Origin of the sequence: Photorhabdus heterorhabditis, from assembly GCF_001280945.1 — a bacterium.
In the GTDB taxonomy this organism is placed as follows: Bacteria; Pseudomonadota; Gammaproteobacteria; order Enterobacterales; family Enterobacteriaceae; genus Photorhabdus; species Photorhabdus heterorhabditis.
On record NZ_LJCS01000003.1, the window covers coordinates 76,916 to 96,337 of the forward strand.

The following is a 19,422-nucleotide window of genomic DNA, read 5'->3' on the forward strand; positions in this document are numbered from 1 at the left end:
TCAGGAATGAGGTAGTTTGCTCTTAGTCAATGATATTAATAATTAATGCGGCGATCTGATTAGGAGGTTTTATGGGCAGTAAAGATGAAGTTATTCAAACGCATCCTGTTGTAGGTTGGGATGTCAGTACGGTTGATACGTATGATGCAGTGATGTTACGCCTTCACTACTTGTCCTCCCAAGATCAAACACCAGAACATGTCATGGTAGACCGAACCTTATGGTTGACAACTGACATTGCAAAGCAATTGATATACATCCTCCAAGCAGGAATAGAAAAGATCGAATCCTCTGAATACAGCGATCTGAACCATATTAAGCACTAATCTTAAATTCGGACACCCAAACAAATGGGTGTCCAGCTTGGAGGTACATTGATTCATCTCAACGATTTTATCTGGAATACCATACCATTATATAATAACTTCGGATTAATCTGACTTTATTATCGCAATTGCCGAGTTGACTCTTAACAGATAAGGCGTTTATTGTGAACTCCGCCCAACAGGAACAGGGATGTACAATAATGAAAATCTTAGTAGTTGAAGAATGCTATTATACCCGTTCAGGTATTAGTGAGTTTTTAAAGAAAAATGACAACATTGAGGATATTGAAACCGCTAGCTGTTCTTCAATTAATGAAGCTATAGATATTATAAATCATTTTTCTCCTGACATTGTTTTAGCTAACCTGACTCATTATTGTCACCATACCAGTTACTGCTCCAATTTACATAAATTTATTACCCTTTTAGATAATACTCGTATTTATATATACCTTAATAATCCATACCCTTACTGTGATAACTATATTATATTGAAAAGTAATGTTTTTCTTCTAACAAAGAGAAATCTTCCCTATTTACTTAACAAACTGGGTCAAACAACATTACAGGAAATTCAGAAATACCGTGAAAAAATTGATGAATGTTGTTCTATTTTCAGTCCACAAGAACATAAAATAATTAACTACTGGATGAAAGAAGTTCCAAATTATCAGATATCCCAAAAGTTAAGGATTAGTAATAGTACAGTATATTCTCATAAAAGGCATATTGCAGAGAAAATCAATGTACGTAATAGAATTGAACTCTGTTTTATCTACAACGTATTTAAATATCTCTATTAAAAAATCCATTACCTAAAAATAAACTGGCACATGAATTTCTGTGCCAGTTATTAATATTCTTACTTAGTTAAACTCATTCCATCCTGTAGACGATACCGAGATTTATTAAATATTTTAGCTCCATTTTCACGACCAGCCCGACGAGTACGTTGTTCTGTTTCTGGTAATCTAACTTCTTCCCTACATGTTTCACTGCAACAGCCTTCAAATTTATCTGCACATTCCGAACACTGAATAAATAACAAGTGGCAACCATCGTTTTTGCAATTAGTATGGCTATCGCAAGGCGCACCACATTGATGGCAATGAGCAATCACATCATCTGAGATACGTTCTCCCATCCGCTCATCAAATACAAAGTTCTTACCAATAAAACGTACCGGCAATCCCTGTTCCTTGGCTTTACGGGCATATTCAATAATACCGCCTTCTACGTGATACACTTTTTTAAAACCATTATGCAACATATAAGCACTGGCCTTTTCACAACGAATACCACCTGTACAATACATCACAATATTCTTATCTTTATTATCCTGCAACATTTCTACTGCCATTGGCAATTGATCGCGGAAAGTATCGGACGGAATTTCAATTGCCTTTTCAAAATGCCCTACTTCGTATTCATAGTGATTACGCATATCAACAAATAGCGTATCAGGATCATCCAGCATCTGGTTAACCTGCTCTACCTTAAGATATTCACCCGTTTTTGATGGATCAAAAGTTTCATCTTCAATTCCATCAGCGACGACACGATCACGTACTTTCATACGCAAAACCCAGAAAGATTTCCCATCATCATCAAGTGCAATATTCAATCTCAGATTATCTAAAGCAGGATCAATGGAATACAATAAAGCTTTCAACGCTTCCATATTATGGGTTGGCACACTTATCTGCGCATTGATCCCTTCTTTGGCAATATAAACCCGGCCAAATACTGCAAGCTCGGTAAATTGTTGATAAAGATTATTACGAAAAGCCCAAGGATCTAATATATTAAAATATTTATAAAAAGAGATGGTAGTACGAGGCTGAGTCTCCGCTAGCATACGTGCTTTCAGCTCTTTATTAGAAATGCGGTTATGTAACACTGGCATGGTGTACTTTCCTAAATGATAAGTCATAAGAGTGGATGTATAAGTGATGGCCTCCGCCATCAAAGGTATATGATAACGAAAATGATTTTCAACGAGTAGCAATTTATAGCATGGTAATTGAAATCAGGGAGGAATCCATCCTCCCTTCAATTGATTGCGAATTTATTGGCAACAAACTGCCAGCAGCCTAATCCTAATCCTAATCCTAATCCTCAAGGTTGAAACCAGTCATCAGCGCTTTCCCATGTTTCTTGTAGAATCTCTTCAATGAGTTCCCTATCATTGGAAGTACCACCGCGAATAGACAGCCCATCACTACTTGCTAATTTCACATTAGTCTTAATATCAGGCCAAAGATACTTAAGGCGTTTATCCAGTTCTACAGCTAGGGCAGGGACAGCACCTTTTGGCAACTTCTTAGATTTATTGATAGTTACTTCTACATGCATAATTTTTCCCTCAACAAACATCACTGTTTAAGCATACAGTAATATTGTCCATGAGAATTGTAAATAGCTTCTGAAAAACTATTTTAATGATTATTTATCAATAATTTATAAATATTATTTTCGCAGACATCAAAACTGAATGATCAATGAGTACACCATTATCTACCCAAAGAAGGTAGCCAGCAGTTTGACGGAATTGGTCAGAATATTATCCACCATCGATCTCATAAATATTTTAAGTCTGAAAACTTCGACATCTAACCAAAAGATGTCACAATAGATATATTGTTTTATCCATATTGTTGGAATTAAATAACCAGAGAATCCATGATACAAGCACCTTCTTTTCAACGTTCACTGCTTCATCCTCGTTATTGGCCTACCTGGTTTGGTATCGGCCTACTTTACTTATTGGTTCTGCTCCCCTATCCAGTTATTTACTGGCTAGGTACCCGTCTGGGCAGATTCTCCATGCGTTTTCTAAAAAGGCGTGCAAAAATCGCCGAAAGAAATCTTGAGTTATGTTTTCCTGACATTCCACAAGAAAAACGTAACGAGATGCTAGTCAAAAACTTCGAATCTGTCGGCATGGGAATATTTGAAACGGGTATGGCCTGGTTTTGGCCGGACTGGCGAATAGAACACTGGTTTAAAGTAACCGGACGGGAAAATATTCAGAAAATTCAGTCTACCGGGCAAGGAATTATCGTTATTGGTATCCACTTCCTCACGTTGGAACTGGGCGCCCGAATTCTCGGCACGCTAAATCCGGGCATTGGTGTCTATCGCCCAAATGACAATCCAGTTATGGACTGGCTGCAAACATGGGGAAGATTGCGCTCCAACAAATATATGTTGGACCGGAAAGATCTTAAGGGCATGATCCGCTGCCTTAAAAATGGTGAAATTGTCTGGTACGCACCAGATCATGATTACGGTCCACGAAAAAGCGTATTTGCACCATTATTTGCGGTAGAACATGCAGCTACTACCACAGGTACCTCAATACTTGTACGTCTTGCCGATCCGGCAATGATCCCATTCACTCCCCGCCGTTTGCCTGACGGAAAAGGCTATGAACTCATTATTCAGCCAGCAGTAGATGGATTTCCAAAAAGTGATGAAGTGAAAGCCGCTACTTTTATGAACAAAGTCGTAGAACAGGAAATCTTACAGGCTCCTGAACAATATATGTGGTTACATCGTCGCTTTAAAACTCGGCCTGAAGGTATGCCTTCTCTGTACGGTCAAGCTGATAGAACCCATTAAATACCCTCAACGGCTGTTTCTTCACTCAAGAAACAGCCGCGATAACTTTTGTGTACAATCCAATAATCCTTATTTTTTTCAATATTGATGTTATGTATTTTAATTTGGTTTATCTCTGAGTTTTATATAAGAAATCAAAACTAATATAAAACTGACAAATAAAAACAAAGCTGATAATTAAACATCTTTACTTTCTTACTTTTTATAATTACCTTCAATAATTGGCTACTAAAACTAATATTTATATATTATAAATATTATGTGATTTTCACTTTAACTTATTCTTATTGATAAAAATCCCCCAGATATAAATATAGGCAAGTCAATAGTCCGCCCCTTGTTTTAATCAACCAATGGTAAAAAATGAGATTTCTATCGGATTTTTCTCTGAAAAATGAAATATAAAGTACGAGACATCCTGTCTACCAATAAAATTGGCCGGAAAATATGTTAAATATATATTAATAAGACAGGACGTCATTTAATAAGAATGCGGCTTTTTTTTGCTCCAGACCTAAATCTGAAAGAGCTTTTTAAAAGCTTTATTTGTCTCATACACCACACTCCTGGAGTGTAGTATTATTAGGAAAACTTAGATGCAATCCTCTATTAACAATACAAAAAACCGAACCTTCTTCGGGCATCCTTATCCATTAAGTTCCTTGTTCTTTACCGAAATGTGGGAACGTTTCTCTTTCTACGGCATTCGCCCACTTTTGATCTTGTTTATGGCAGCAACCATTTATGATGGTGGGATGGGTATTCCCCGTGAACAGGCATCTGCTATCGTCGGTATTTTTGCCGGGAGTGTTTATCTAACTTCACTGCCCGGCGGTTGGCTGGCGGACAACTGGTTAGGTCAACGTCGGGCAGTCTGGTACGGTTCTATTATTATTGCATTAGGACACTTATCTATCGCCCTTTCCGCCTTCCTAAACCATCACCTGTTTTTTATTGGTCTACTGCTGATCGTATTAGGTACCGGGCTGTTTAAGACCTGTATCACAGTCATGGTCGGGACTCTGTACAAAAAAGATGACCCGCGTCGTGATGGCGGTTTTTCCTTATTCTATATGGGGATTAATATAGGTTCGTTTATCTCTCCACTGATTACAGGCTGGCTGATTCGTGACTATGGCTGGCACTGGGGTTTTGGTATCGGTGGACTGGGCATGTTGGTTGCTCTGTTGATATTCCGTTTCTACGCAATTCCCTCAATGCGCAGCTATGATAAAGAGAGTGGTTTGGACTCAAGCTGGGATTACCCCACGGTTAAACGCAAAAACGTTGGTAAATGGGTCTTTACTGCTGTTATCGCTATGATTGCTATTATTACTTTGCTAATCCTTGGTGTAATTCCATTCAATCCGGTAGCTGTAGCCAGTACGATGGTCTATATGATCTCATCCTGTGTAACGCTTTACTTTATCTATCTGTTCCTGTTTGCCGGTTTGAGCAGTAGTGATCGTTCCCGTTTACTGGTTTGTTTTATTCTACTGGTATCTGCTGCATTCTTCTGGTCTGCATTTGAACAGAAGCCGACTTCATTCAACCTGTTTGCCAATGATTATACAGACCGGATTGTGATGGGATTTGAGATCCCAACAGTATGGTTCCAGTCAATTAACTCACTATTTATTATTCTGCTAGCCCCAGTATTCAGTTGGTTCTGGCCTATGTTAGCCAAAAATAATGTCAACCTGAGTAGCATCAGTAAATTTATTATTGGTATTTTGTTTGGTGCCGGTGGTTTTGGTCTAATGATTCTGGCTGCACAGAATGTACTAGCAACAGGTGAAACCGTTTCTCCACTCTGGCTGGTCGCAAGTATTTTATTGATGACACTCGGAGAACTGTGCCTCAGCCCTATTGGGCTTGCAACTATGACTCTGCTGGCACCATCCCGTATGCGTGGTCAAGTGATGGGCCTGTGGTTCTGTGCAAGTGCACTGGGTAATCTGGCTGCGGGTCTAATTGGTGGACAGGTCCGCGCTGACCAACTGGACAACCTGCCCGATCTATTCTCCCGCGTATCTCTGGCTCTGGTCATCTGTGCAGTTGTGCTGATGGTATTAATCGTGCCAATACGTCGCCTGCTTAATAATGCTGACAAATCAGAGGCAAAAGCCCAGTAAATATTAAACTTACAATAAAGCCATCTGCTCATAAGATGGCTTTATATATTTCAATATCTGGAAATATCATTTTGTCTTGCGTAATCGAGCAGGCGTACAACCATAATGCTGATTAAATGCAAAGGTAAAAGCAGACTGGGAAGCATAGCCGGACAAAAATGCGATATCAGCCAAAGAATTATAACTGTTGACCAATAAATTATAAGCGAGTTTCATCCGGCATGTTTTCAAATAAGCCATTGGACTCATTCCCGTTGCGATAAAAAGTTTTCGATGCAAAGTGCTGACAGATACCGTGCAAATATCGGCCATATCCATCACGGTCATTTTCTCATGTAAACGCCCAGAAAGCCCCTGATTCAGTTTTACTATCAGCGCTGAAGATGAACTTATTTGCGGTAACTGAGCCAATAGCAAACGGGCAACATCGGCATGGCTGGCTGAAGGTTGTGGGTAATCATGCAACCATTTAATAAGAGCCAATGCAGACTCAGGTAACGGTTGCCAAAAAGAATCACCATGCTGTAATGGTCCAAACTGCGCCGAAGGTAATTCCAGTACTAATTGCTGATTTTCACCGCTGGCGAAAAAACTATGCTTAGTATCAGGGGGGATTACAACAACATTCCGGGAGTTAACAACTCCTTGCTCCCCTCCTATATTTAATTCCAATTGCCCGTTATAACCAAAAACAAACTGCCATAGTCCGTGATGGCTATGGCTGATAGTTTCAGTTGAATACTGACGCAAATGTAATGAAGGTAATTGAGGAGCCATGTTTATCGCCGATAATTAAAATACACTCTATTTATTCGGCAATAAAATAGCACAGGTTACAATAACTTATGACCATTTGGGACAGGAAGAGTAAATTCTGCGATCACCACTGCACCATTTTCATCCATACCGCCTGTTAACAATACCTCTGATTTGACACCTGCGATCCGCTTTGGCGGAAAATTACATACACAAAGAACTTGACGGCCAATCAATTGCTCAGGCGTGTAATGCACCGTTATCTGGGCGCTTGAACTTTTAACACCTAACTCACCAAGATCAATGTGTAATTTATAGGCAGGTTTGCTGGCTTTAGGATTCAATTCTACCGAAACAATTGTGCCAACTCGCATATCAACTTTCTCAAAGTCAGCCCATTCGATCTGTTCCATATACTCCTCTCCTCAATGTGAAATCACTATACCCATTATCTTTCAAGTTGCCTCTTTGTTGGCTGCACTCACCCCAGTCACATAGTTAGCTATGCTCCTGGGGATTCGCTCCCTTGCCGTCGCGATCCATCTTGAAATCCATTGGGTATATATTCACATAACAGCAGAGGAAATTCTTTCGAAAGGCTGCCAACAATTATCGACAAACTGCCGGTTTCTTCCGACAGATCACTCAATTTACTATGAGATCTCTTTGGGTAGTGCTCATTCTCTATCAAAAAAGTTACTTCTCGTCATGCCACCATTCTCTTTGATTTTAATCTCCCGTTCAATTTCCCGATTAATTCTCTTATTAGCTTCATCATTAAATCTCCAGCTCTCTTGCCAATTTGCAGTATATTTCTTTTCATATCCTTCTTGTTTTTCCTGCTCTAGCTTTTCTGCGGCTTCATTATCCGCAATGAGTTCATTGACATTCCAATGCTTGGATTGGAGATTTTCCCGTTTCTTCAAATAGTCTGCTGATGGCTTATTGTCAGCCGGAATATCACTTTTGTAGTCAAAATTTAAGGCAAATACCTGGAAAGAAATTGCAGATAAAATGACAAAAATGTAACGCGATCCTTTAATCATCATATGATCCCTCTTTAAAACCATAACTTCGAATAACTATTAAATAATTATTGTCAATAGGAATCAATAACATTTACACATAACAAATCAGTTATCAATATCAGGTTTAAACTCTATTTAAATTGTGCACTTTCCGTTAGTTTAATAAAAAACTAACCCGCTGAATCCGCGGGTTATTTGTTTATCAGGAATACAAGAGAGTTATCTCACGATTAAATAGCACTTCCTTGCCGATAAGCCAGAGCAACCGCCAAAGATTGCACCAAACACAGAGTAGCTGACTGAGAACGAAATGCGTCCACCTGCGCTTCTTTAACCACAAAACAGACATCACTGAAACTGGCAAGAGGACTAATCTGGCTATCAGTAATCACAATCTGTTTTGCCCCTGCTTTCGCCGCTCTCTCACTGATCATCAGTGTCTCTTCTGCATAAGGAGTGAAACTGATTGAAACGACAACATCCTCTTCCCCAATTAAGTTAATCTGTTCCCTGAACATTCCTCCCAAGCCATCCACCAGCAAGGGACGGCATTCCAGATGACTTAGAGCATAAGTAAGATAAGCCGCCACACTGAAAGAGCGACGCAGCCCAATGATGTAGATACTCTTAGCCTGAGCCAATAAATCTACTGCGTGCTTTAAATCTTCGGGGGCAGTTCTGGCAGCCAGCTGTTGCATAGCCTGTACATTAGAACGAGCAAACTCCTGCAAAATATGTTGAGGATCTTCTGGCGGCTCCTGTTCGCCATCCAGTTCTCTGAATAGTCTGGCTCTGTCTGCATAACTAGCCGTCTCTTCCACCATATGCATACGAAATAGCTGTTTCATTTCATTAAAGCCACTGAAATCAAACGCATTAGCAAAACGAATTAATGTTGATGGAGGAACATCAGCTTCTCTGGCTATCACAGCAACAGTATCAAAAGCCACACTATTGGTATTATCCAGCACATATCGAGCCACTTGTTGTAAGCGTTTACTTAATTCACCATAGCGGGAACGGACTTGCTCTTGAAATTCATTCAGATTCGATGCTACAGACATAAATCCCCCATAAAATTTATTGTCAGCAATTGTAATAGTTTTACATTATAAGTTGAATTGTATTGCATTTTCATAGTTAAAAATGAAATAAATAATCCATTAAATGTAACGAATTATTATTATTACCTTATTGATTAGTACCTAATTATTCATTCAATTACCTGTAATTCATAAGAACTTTACCCCGATCACATTAATCACCTTTTATTCTAAATTAAATTGAAAGCGAAACAAATATTTCATATATCTATGACTAACGTTTTCGATTCAGTACAAACATCAAAATTCACGAGAGAGACTCAGCATGGAACAAATAAAGAATTACGTTAACGGGCAACTCATTCCCAGTCATAGTTCCCGTTTTTCTCCTATTTTTAATCCAGCTACAGGTGAACAAATTCGCCAGGTAGCACTTAGTACCGCCTCTGAGGTTGAACAAGCGATTGAAATTGCCCATCGGGCTTACAGCGAATGGTTTAAAGTTTCACCTCTCAAACGGGCTCGTGTGATGTTCCAGTTCAAAACATTACTGGAAGCTAATATAGGCAAACTGGCACGCTTGATTACAGAAGAGCACGGAAAAATCTATTCAGATGCTATCGGTGAATTAACACGTGGTTTGGAGGTTGTTGAATTTGCCTGTGGCATTCCTCATTTGCAAAAAGGTGAGCATTCCGCTAATACCGGAACGGGTGTGGATAGCCATTCATTAATGCAGCCTTTAGGTGTTTGCGCCGGAATTACCCCTTTTAACTTTCCAGCCATGGTTCCTATGTGGATGTTTCCTATCGCACTGGCTACAGGAAACACTTTTGTACTAAAACCATCAGAAAAAAATCCTTCTCTTGCTATTGAATTAGCGCTACTGCTTCAACAAGCCGGTTTACCCAACGGCGTATTTAATGTTGTCAACGGCGATAAAGAAGCCGTCGATGTATTACTTACGGACCCAAGAGTACAAGCCGTCAGCTTTGTTGGTTCGACTCCTGTCGCTGAATATATCTATACAACCGCCTCTGCTCATGGGAAACGCTGCCAGGCGCTAGGTGGTGCAAAAAACCACTGTATTCTGATGCCAGATGCCGATCTTGATATGGCGAGTAACGCTATTACAGGTGCCGCTTTTGGAGCCGCTGGTGAACGTTGCATGGCATTGTCTGTTGTATTGGCGGTTGGGGATGAAACGGCTGATGCGCTAATTGAAAAATTACGTCAACAGATCAACAAAATGTCTGTCGGTCCCGGTATTGTGGCAAGCAAAGAACATGATATGGGACCCGTTATCTCCGCCCAGCATAGAACTAAAATCTGTGACTATATCGCTAATGGCGAACAACAAGGGGCTAACTTGTTAATTGATGGCCGTCAACTCAACATTCCCGGCTATGAAAACGGCTATTTTATTGGCCCGACGCTGTTTGATAACGTCACACCAGATATGAAAATCTATCAAGAAGAGATCTTCGGCCCAGTACTGGCAATTGTTCGTGTACCCGATTATGCCACCGCGTTAACATTAATTAACGGACATCAATATGGTAATGGTACCGCTATATTCACCCGCGATGGAGAAACCGCTCGCCAGTTCAGCGAAGACGTACAAGCGGGTATGGTAGGCATCAATATCCCCATTCCAGTACCCATGGCATTCCACAGTTTTGGTGGCTGGAAACGCTCGATTTTTGGTCCACTTAACGTTCACGGCAATGATGGTGTTCGCTTCTACACCCGCATGAAAACAGTCACCAGCCGCTGGCCGGCAAGTATCCGATTAGAACATCATTCCAGCAGTTTTGTGATGCCAACTATGGAATAAATTGGAGTTCTGTAAATGAGCAAGTTAACAATGACAACCGCTCAGGCATTGGTGAAATTCCTGAATCAGCAATATGTGGAAACAGATGATGGACAATATCCATTCATCAGAGGCGTTTTTACCATTTTCGGTCACGGTAATGTTGTCGGATTGGGGCAGGCACTGGAACAAGATCCCGGCCATTTAACCGTTTATCAGGGATGTAATGAGCAAGGCATGGCCCATATTGCAACAGGTTTTGCCAAGCAGAAAAAACGTAAACAGATTTTTGCTGTTACCTCATCGGTTGGCCCTGGTTCCGCCAACATGGTAACAGCCGCGGCAACCGCAACCGCCAATCGTATTCCTCTATTATTACTACCCGGCGATACATTCGCCTGTCGCCAGCCTGATCCGGTTTTACAACAGGTTGAACAGTTCTATGACTACACTATCAGCACTAATGACTGTTTCCGTCCGGTTTCCCGTTACTGGGACCGCATCTCCAGGCCAGAGCAGTTAATGAGCGCTATGATTAATGCGATACGGGTTCTGACAAATCCTGCCGATACAGGCGCTGTCACAATTTGTCTACCACAAGATGTTCAAGGTGAGATTTGGGATTTTCCTGACTACTTCTTTCAAAAACGGATTCATCGCATTGAACGCCGCCCTGCTTCCTCTGCCATGATCAACAATGCCGTAGCACTCATTAGCCGTAAGAAAAAACCACTGTTAATCTGCGGTGGTGGTGTGCGCTATTCAGAAGCACACAAGGCTTTCCGTCAGTTCGCCGAAAACTTCAATATCCCTTTTGCTGAAACACAAGCAGGAAAAAGTGCTGTAGTTGCCGATCATCCACTCAATTGCGGTGGTTTAGGCACAACAGGCTGTCTTGCGGCAAACCTGATAGCCAAAGAAGCCGATTTGATTATTGGCATCGGTACCCGGTTTACTGATTTCACTACTGCATCCAAATCCCTATTTCAAAACCCGGATGTAGAATTCCTCACCATCAACGTAACGGAATTCGACGCCTATAAACTAGATGCTGTCCCCGTCGTAGCAGATGCCCGTGAAGGATTAAACGCCATTGCAGAGAAACTTACTCAGCTGAGTTATCGCAGTGGTTATCAGAATGAAATTTCTCAGGTACGGGAAGCATGGCGAAAAGAATTAAACCGCTTGTTCGAAATTCAGTATCAGCAAGGCTTCATTCCAGAAATTTCCGGCCATCTTGATGATAAATTGGAAGAATACAGCCAGACATTACAAACCCAGTTGACACAAACCAGAGTACTAGGATTGCTGGACAGACATCTTGAACCGGAAGCTATTATTGTCGGCTCAGCAGGTTCCCTTCCCGGTGATTTACAGCGAGTATGGCAGCCCAAACAACCAGACACCTATCATCTTGAGTATGGCTATTCCTGCATGGGCTATGAGATAGCGGCAGCTGTTGGCGCCAAAATAGCAGGCCCAGACCAACCCGTTTATGCCATGGTAGGTGATGGTTCTTATATGATGCTTCATTCAGAGCTGCAAACCGCAGTACAGGAAAACATTAAGATCACGGTATTGCTATTTGATAATGCTGGATTCGGCTGTATCAATAACTTACAAATGAGTCAAGGAATGGGCAGTTTTGCAACAGAAAACCGTTATCGAAACCCCAAAAATGGGTGCATGGATGGAAAACTGATTAAAGTTGATTTTGCCAAAAATGCAGAAAGCTACGGCTGCAAAAGTTACCGAGTTCACGATGAACAGCAATTGCTTTATGCATTACAGGAAGCCAGAAAACAAACTGTACCAGTGTTAATAGATATCAAAGTTCTACCTAAGACCATGACACATGACTATGAATCATGGTGGCGAATAGGAACAGCGCAAGTAGCCAAAAATCCCACTATAGAATCCGCTTCAGAGAAGATAAAGGAGATGGTTTCAACCAAAATACGTCAATACTAAAAGTTGGTAGCCTGTCATTTGACAGGCTACAGACCGCAAACAAATCCTGCCAACACGTTAAATTGTGTCAGAATAAACCGCCTTCTTTCACCCAGATGCGTGGCAGGTTATTTTTCCTTATCTAATCACATGCCTAATGTCATTTTGAAATTTTTATTTCGAAAAAAATCACCTTTTCTTTTCCTTTACCCCCTATCGCCAAACATAGCAATTACTTAACAAAATACACGTTATAATTTGTTTTAAAAGGAAATTTTTATCAATCCATCTACTACCCCCCTCACTTTACGTGATCTATTTAACACAAATTTAATATTATCATTAATAAAATGCTATCCGTCACGCAAAAATATAATTTCCAATCATTGTAAAATTGAAATAAATATTCTAATTGATATATTTTTAAGTATACCCAAAGCAGATTACCCAGGTATCAAGGAGCATTTATGTTCAACATTGCATTATTTGGCGCCGGACGGATTGGACAAGTACATGCGGCAAATATCGCTAACCATAAAGAAACCTGCCTTTATTCCGTTATCGATCCGCATAAGAAAAGTGCAGAACTTTTAGCACAGAAATATCAGACAAAAATACAGACTATTGAACAGGCCATGTCTGACCCCAAAATAGAGGGTGTTCTTATTGCTTCAGCAACAGACACTCATGCAAACCTAATTGAAATCGCAGCAAAGCATCACAAAAAAATTTTCTGTGAAAAACCCATTCACCTGGATATTGAACGTGTTCATCATTGCCTTGAGACGATTAAACAATATCAGGTCCCGCTATTTGTTGGCTTTAACCGCCGTTACGATCCTCAATTTCGTCGAATAAAAACCCTATTTGATGCTGGCACGATAGGAAAAGCTGAATCTCTGCTGATTACTTCCCGTGATCCTTCTCCTCCATCTGTTGAATATGTCAAAGTCTCTGGTGGTATGTTCCGAGATATGACAATCCATGATTTCGATATGGCACGTTTTATTATCGGTGAAGAGCCATATTCGATCTATGCACAAGGCAGTAACTTAATTGACCCCGCAATTGGGCAGGCCGATGATATCGATACCGCCTTTATTGTTATGAAATTTCCATCAGGCGTAATAGCAGCCATTACCAATAGTCGACGTTCCGGTTATGGCTATGATCAGCGGATTGAACTGCATGGTGAAAAAGGCTTACTCCGTGCTGGTAACATCAAAGAAAACAGTGTTGAACTTTGGGAAAACACGGGTTGTTTAACGGCCAAGCCAGAGCATTTCTTCCTGCAACGTTATCGAGAAGCATATATTGCTGAATGGGATCATTTTGTCGATGTCATGGCTGACCGGGCTATACCAGAATGCAATGGCTCTGATGGCAAACAAGCACTTTATCTGGCAGATAAAGCGCTCGAATCCCTGCACTCCGGCCAAGAAGTCAGATTATAAAACAGGACCACACCTGAATAACTGACTCACATTTATTTTCACCATAAAAACGGGAAAAACCTTTTTTCCCGTCAGCATATTACTGCCTAAAAACAGTCAATCAGGCATGGAGGATAATATGTTAGCTTTTCTCTCATTTACCGGTTTCACCTTATTAGTAGCAGGTTTTGCTTATTACAAAACACATAATGCCCGCCTGACAGAATCTGCTGAAGGTTATTTTCTTGGTGGCCGTTCCCTGACAGGAGTTTATATTGGTAGCTCTATGCTGCTGATGAACCTATCGACAGAACATTTAGTCGGTTTAAATGGCTTGGCATTCCGAACCGGGTTTATCGTCATGGCTTGGGAAGTTATTGCAGCCATGACAATCGTCTTATTTGCTATTTATTTCCTACCGAAGTACCTCAAACTTGGCATTTCAACCATACCGGAATATCTTGAACGTCGGTTTGACAAAAATACCTTATTTATTACCTCAATTCTATTTCTGGCAATGTATGTTATTTCATTACTACCCATTGTGCTGTATACCGGCGCGATTGCGCTGGAAAGTCTGTTCCAGGTTTCTGAGGTATTTAGTGTCAATAAAGCCACAGCTTTGTGGATTATGGTTTGGGGTGTCGGTGGATTAGGCGCTATTTATGCCATATTTGGTGGTATCAAAGCCATTGCAGTGGCAGATACCATTAACGGAGTTGGTTTAATCGTTGGTGGATTAATGGTGACAATTTTTGCTCTGCTCTACGTCGGCAGTGGCAATGCCTGGCAAGGATTAGTTGAGGTTTATCAAGCTAATCCCGATAAATTTAACTCTATCGGCAGTGAAGATTCGCTGGTTCCTTTCTCCACATTATTTACTGGCTTGATTATTTCCAATATGTTTTTCTGGTGTACCAATCAATCTATTGTTCAAAAAGCCCTTGGTGCAAAAAACCTGGCAGAAGGACAAAAAGGTGTCATGCTGTGTGCTTTCTTTAAGTTAATCATTCCCTCTATTATTATTCTGCCAGGCATTATTGCCTTCCATATTTTCAAAGGGCAAATAGATAACCCCGATAACGCCTATCCCGAACTGGTACATCTGGTTCTGCCTGAAATATTAGTTGGTTTCTTTGCGGCTGTCGTTGTCGGTGCAGTATTCTCTACATTCAGTGGAGGACTTAATTCATCTATGACACTTTTTACCGTCAATATCTACAGACAACGAATTAATAAAAACGCAACTGAAGCTCAAACAGTGACTGTTGGTAAATATCTGGGGATTGGGTTAACTTTAACAACCATGATTGTTGCTCCATTAGTCGCTAATGCGCCAGATGGCCTGTTCTATCTCATTCAACAATTACAGGGGATTTTTAATGCACCGATTCTCAGTGTAGTATTAGTTGGTCTGATGACTAAACGTGTGCCCCCTATCGCCGCTAAACTCGGCCTACTATTCGGTATGTCCGCTTATATTATCTGCAACTTCATTTTAAAAATTGATCTGCATTTCTTTCATCTGGTCGGTATTCTGTTTGTTCTCAATATTATTTTCATGCTGGCTATTGGCTACTTCTTTCCAGCCAAACCATTTGAAGATGTTTATACCGAGCAGGTGGATATTACACCGTGGTCTATAGTGAAACCTGTTGCATGGTTAATTATATTGAGTTCAATTTCTATGTATGTATTTCTCGCACATCATGTCCCCCAAGTAATCATGATTATTTATTATTTGTTTGCCGCATTAGTGTTGTTTTATGTGTTCTATAAAATGGGTAAATCCTTGCTCAGGAAGTAAAGCAATAGAAAAATCTCTTCCCTACAACAATAGGGAAGAGATTAATTATGTGATTTATTCCCACCATTAAGGCCCACACTATATACCAGAACATGAATGGAACAAAAGTTTCAATATCCCATTTAATTTACCTTTACTACTAAATAATGAATATACCATGAGAACATTATCTCTATTTAACATCATGTTAACCCAAAAATCCTTACCAGATCACAATGCGAAATTAAAAATCCAAATTAAATTGAAAATGAAATAAATGTTTCGTATAACGGGAATATGACAACAACCAGGGTCAACTGACAACACACACAAACTTACAGTAAACAATAGACAGCTTGCCAGCTTTCATTCGGAGAAACACAGCTATGAAAGAGATTCATATCGGCTTAATCGGTACTGGTTACATCGGGCGAACGCATGCAATTGCATATGCACAAGCTGCCACTGTTTTCCCAATGAAAGGCAAGTTAGTTCGTGACATGGTAGCAGAAGTTTCTGCTGAACTGGCAGCAAAACAGTCTAAAGCATTAGGCTTCCGACGTTTTACCGATAATTGGCGTGAACTAGTCGCAGATCCTAATATTGATGTTGTTGACATCTGTTCACCAAATTTTCTTCACAAAGAGATGGCCCTCGAAGCAATCAAACACGGTAAGCACGTTTATTGCGAAAAACCACTGGCACTAAATTCAACTGACGCAAAACTTATGGTTGAAGCAGCCCAAAAAGCCGGAGTAAAGACCCTGGTAGGGTTTAACTATGTGAAAAACCCCACGTCACAACTGGCTAAAGAGATCATTTCAAATGGTGAAATTGGTGAAATCATTCACTTCTATGGCACTCATAACGAAGACTATATGGCTGATCCACTCAGCCCTATTCACTGGCACTGTTTCAAAGATAAAGCGGGATTAGGTGCATTGGGTGATCTTGCTGCACATATCATTAACATGGCGCAATATCTGGTTGGTGATATTCAAACTGTTTGCGCAGACATGGAAATTGTCATCAAAGAGCGCCCGGAAAAAATAGGCTCCAGCGTCATGGTTGCCGTAGAAAACGAAGATCAAGCGCATGCCATGGTACGTTTCGGCGGCGGAGCAATGGGTATTATTGAGACTTCACGTGTTGCCTGTGGCCGCAAAATGGGCTTGAGCTACATCATCACAGGCACAAAAGGCACTTTAAGTTTCACCCAAGAAAGAATGGCTGAATTAAAACTTTACCGCCACGATGAACCAGCAAACCGTCAAGGATTTAAAACTATTCTTATTGGCCCAGAACATCCTGACTACGCACCATTTTGTAACGGTACCGGTCACGGCATCGGTTTCAATGATCAAAAAACGGTGGAAATCAGAGATTTGCTTAATGGTATCGCCAGCAATAAAGAGATCTGGCCGGATTTCACCGAAGGCTGGAAAGTTTCACGCATTCTGGACGCCATTGCTCGTTCTTATAAAGAACAACGTTGGGTGAATGTCACTGAAATAAATTAATTATTTTTATCAACCCTCCACTATCGAAGCTCATCATAGCAACACTTGATATTGTACTTAATAAGGAATTGTTCAATGGAGCAGCCAAAAAAATTTGATGTCATCTGCATGGGGCGAATCGCCGTTGACCTTTATGGTCAGCAAATTGGAGCACGTCTGGAAGACATGGGAAGTTTTGCAAAATATCTTGGTGGCTCTTCCGGTAACGTTGCCTATGGTACTGCCCGTCAGGGGCTTAAATCTTCCATGCTAGCCAGAGTCGGTGATGAACATATGGGACGTTTTCTTAGGGAAGAGTTACAAAGTGTTGGCTGTGATACCAGCCATCTAATCACTGATAAAGCACGTCTTACCGCATTAGTACTACTGGGAATCAAAGATAAAACAACTTTTCCACTGATCTTCTATCGTGATAATTGCGCCGATATGGCAATTACCCGTGATGATTTCAGTGAAAAATACATTGCATCAGCCCGTTGTTTAGCAATCACCGGCACACATCTTTCTCACCCAAATACCCGTGATGCCGTATTGACCGCCCTTAATTACGCTCGCCGTAATGATGTCAAAACAGTTATTGATATTGATTATCGTCCTGTCCTTTGGGGGCTGACTGCTCTGGGAGATGGTGAAACCCGTTATATCGAATCGGAACCGGTGACAGCTCAGTTACAGGAAGTGTTATCTCTGTTTGACCTGATTGTTGGAACAGAAGAAGAATTTCACATTGCGGGTGGCTCAACAAATACCATCGAAGCACTACGCAATATCCGTAAACTGACTGCAGCTACATTAGTTTGTAAACGTGGACCTCTGGGATGCTCTGTGTTTACCGCTAAAATCCCTGATGATTTGGATGATGGCATTACCATACAAGGAGTTCGTGTCGATGTATTTAATGTCCTCGGTGCCGGAGATGCTTTTATGTCTGGCCTGTTGCGCGGCTATCTTAATAACGAAGGTTGGGAAAAAGCTTGTACCTACGCCAATGCCTGTGGTGCATTAGTCGTCTCCCGTCATGGGTGTGCCCCAGCAATGCCAGATAAAACAGAGCTTGATAACTATTTGTCACGAGCCAATCAGCTACTACGCCCTGATTTAGATGAAATACTTAATCACCTTCACCGTATTGGCGCCCGTAAAAAGCAATGGGATGAATTGTGCGTGATGGCATTTGATCACCGAATCCAATTTATCGAAATGGCTCGTCAAGCAAATGCCAGTATCAAGCGTATTTCATTATTAAAACAACTTTTACTGCATGCCAGTCAGGAAGTTGCCATAGAAGCTGGATTACAAGGGAAAGCAGGTCTGTTATGTGACAGCACTTTTGGTCAAGATGTTTTGAATGAAATCACAGGTCAGGGTTGGTGGATAGGCCGCCCAATTGAGCTACCAGGCTCCCGCCCGCTCTGTCTGGAACATGGCAACATCGGTTCCCAACTTATTGACTGGCCGCTAGAGCATATCGTCAAATGCCTGGTTATTTTTCACCCGGAAGACGCTCACACCCTTCGTCTGAAACAAGAGAAAAAAGTTCAAAAAATTTATGCTGCATGCTGTAAATCGGGTCATGAACTCTTACTGGAAATTATCTTACCGGCAAAAATGGAACATTCAGATGAATACTATATCCGTGCACTGAAACGCTTTTATAACCTCGGTGTTAAACCGGATTGGTGGAAACTTCCTCCCCTTAGTGCCGATAGCTGGGACAGTATTAACTATCTAATCCAACAACGGGACCCATATTGCCGTGGGGTAGTTATTCTTGGTCTTGATGCCCCACAAGAAGAATTGGAAACTGGCTTTAATGCCGCCGCCGGGAAATCTATCGTCAAAGGTTTTGCCGTTGGAAGAACCTTGTTCGGTCAACCATCCCTCCAGTGGCTAAAAAACGAGATTGATGATGACAGTTTGATCCAAAAAATAAAAATTAACTATCACAACCTGATTAGCCTGTGGCGTCAGCGTAGATAAAAATATAGCAAAATTATTTCATCTT

At 40.9% G+C, this 19,422-nt stretch carries 16 protein-coding genes; 10 read left to right on the top strand and 6 right to left on the bottom strand.

From position 1 onward, the window contains the following. Nucleotides 1–71: 71 nt before the first annotated feature. Together bssS and AM629_RS02115 are read left to right on the top strand one after the other, a co-directional pair. Nucleotides 72–326 (top strand): biofilm formation regulator BssS, encoded by a 255-nt coding sequence (bssS, locus tag AM629_RS02110; protein ID WP_036768721.1) that lies wholly within the window; start codon nucleotides 72–74, stop codon nucleotides 324–326. Between the two features lie 200 nt (nucleotides 327–526). After that, the gene (locus AM629_RS02115; RefSeq protein WP_054475708.1) at nucleotides 527–1,129 is read left to right on the top strand and encodes a response regulator transcription factor; all 603 of its coding nucleotides are present in this window, start codon (nucleotides 527–529) and stop codon (nucleotides 1,127–1,129) included. Nucleotides 1,130–1,188: 59 nt separating this feature from the next. Here the strand turns inward: AM629_RS02115 and trhO are convergent, their stop codons facing one another. Beyond that, nucleotides 1,189–2,232, bottom strand: coding sequence for an oxygen-dependent tRNA uridine(34) hydroxylase TrhO (trhO, locus tag AM629_RS02120; protein WP_054475711.1), 1,044 nt, complete (start codon nucleotides 2,230–2,232; stop codon nucleotides 1,189–1,191). A 212-nt stretch (nucleotides 2,233–2,444) separates the two neighbouring features. After that, a complete protein-coding gene (locus AM629_RS02125; RefSeq protein WP_054475713.1) occupies nucleotides 2,445–2,681 on the bottom strand; it encodes a DinI family protein in 237 nt (78 codons plus the stop codon). A 327-nt stretch (nucleotides 2,682–3,008) separates the two neighbouring features. On the opposite strand from AM629_RS02125, the gene AM629_RS02130 reads away from it, so the two are divergent. Both AM629_RS02130 and AM629_RS02135 read left to right on the top strand, forming a co-directional pair. Further along, nucleotides 3,009–3,950, top strand: coding sequence for a Kdo(2)-lipid IV(A) acyltransferase (locus tag AM629_RS02130; RefSeq protein ID WP_054475715.1), 942 nt, complete (start codon nucleotides 3,009–3,011; stop codon nucleotides 3,948–3,950). A gap of 596 nt (nucleotides 3,951–4,546) precedes the next feature. Then, on the top strand, nucleotides 4,547–6,085 hold the full coding sequence (locus AM629_RS02135; RefSeq protein WP_054475717.1) for a peptide MFS transporter: 1,539 nt from the start codon (nucleotides 4,547–4,549) through the stop codon (nucleotides 6,083–6,085). Nucleotides 6,086–6,151: 66 nt separating this feature from the next. Here the strand turns inward: AM629_RS02135 and AM629_RS02140 are convergent, their stop codons facing one another. The 4 genes from AM629_RS02140 to AM629_RS02155 form a co-directional block, all read right to left on the bottom strand. Next, the gene (locus tag AM629_RS02140; protein WP_054475719.1) at nucleotides 6,152–6,862 is read right to left on the bottom strand and encodes a helix-turn-helix domain-containing protein; all 711 of its coding nucleotides are present in this window, start codon (nucleotides 6,860–6,862) and stop codon (nucleotides 6,152–6,154) included. A gap of 56 nt (nucleotides 6,863–6,918) precedes the next feature. Further along, entirely contained in the window at nucleotides 6,919–7,254 is a 336-nt protein-coding gene (locus AM629_RS02145; protein WP_054475721.1) for a tRNA-binding protein, read from the bottom strand. Between the two features lie 264 nt (nucleotides 7,255–7,518). Further along, complete coding sequence (locus AM629_RS02150) at nucleotides 7,519–7,890, bottom strand: hypothetical protein (RefSeq protein ID WP_054475723.1); 372 nt, start codon at nucleotides 7,888–7,890, stop codon at nucleotides 7,519–7,521. A gap of 209 nt (nucleotides 7,891–8,099) precedes the next feature. Beyond that, nucleotides 8,100–8,933: a MurR/RpiR family transcriptional regulator gene (locus AM629_RS02155; RefSeq protein WP_054475725.1), complete on the bottom strand. Its 834-nt coding sequence runs from the start codon at nucleotides 8,931–8,933 to the stop codon at nucleotides 8,100–8,102. A gap of 304 nt (nucleotides 8,934–9,237) precedes the next feature. Between AM629_RS02155 and AM629_RS02160 the strand changes: the two genes are divergently transcribed. The 6 genes from AM629_RS02160 to AM629_RS02185 all read left to right on the top strand — a co-directional run bounded on the left by AM629_RS02160 (nucleotide 9,238) and on the right by AM629_RS02185 (nucleotide 19,397). Next, nucleotides 9,238–10,749: a CoA-acylating methylmalonate-semialdehyde dehydrogenase gene (locus tag AM629_RS02160; RefSeq protein WP_054475726.1), complete on the top strand. Its 1,512-nt coding sequence runs from the start codon at nucleotides 9,238–9,240 to the stop codon at nucleotides 10,747–10,749. A 15-nt stretch (nucleotides 10,750–10,764) separates the two neighbouring features. Next, on the top strand, nucleotides 10,765–12,699 hold the full coding sequence (gene iolD, locus AM629_RS02165) for a 3D-(3,5/4)-trihydroxycyclohexane-1,2-dione acylhydrolase (decyclizing) (protein ID WP_054475728.1): 1,935 nt from the start codon (nucleotides 10,765–10,767) through the stop codon (nucleotides 12,697–12,699). Between the two features lie 446 nt (nucleotides 12,700–13,145). Next, nucleotides 13,146–14,132 (top strand): inositol 2-dehydrogenase, encoded by a 987-nt coding sequence (gene iolG / locus AM629_RS02170; RefSeq protein ID WP_054475730.1) that lies wholly within the window; start codon nucleotides 13,146–13,148, stop codon nucleotides 14,130–14,132. Nucleotides 14,133–14,250: 118 nt separating this feature from the next. Next, the gene (locus tag AM629_RS02175) at nucleotides 14,251–15,918 is read left to right on the top strand and encodes a solute:sodium symporter family transporter (protein WP_054475732.1); all 1,668 of its coding nucleotides are present in this window, start codon (nucleotides 14,251–14,253) and stop codon (nucleotides 15,916–15,918) included. 365 nt (nucleotides 15,919–16,283) lie between these two features. Beyond that, complete coding sequence (locus AM629_RS02180) at nucleotides 16,284–17,417, top strand: Gfo/Idh/MocA family protein (protein ID WP_054475734.1); 1,134 nt, start codon at nucleotides 16,284–16,286, stop codon at nucleotides 17,415–17,417. A 75-nt stretch (nucleotides 17,418–17,492) separates the two neighbouring features. Then, nucleotides 17,493–19,397: a bifunctional 5-dehydro-2-deoxygluconokinase/5-dehydro-2-deoxyphosphogluconate aldolase gene (locus tag AM629_RS02185; RefSeq protein ID WP_054475736.1), complete on the top strand. Its 1,905-nt coding sequence runs from the start codon at nucleotides 17,493–17,495 to the stop codon at nucleotides 19,395–19,397. The last annotated feature ends 25 nt before the right edge of the window (nucleotides 19,398–19,422 follow it).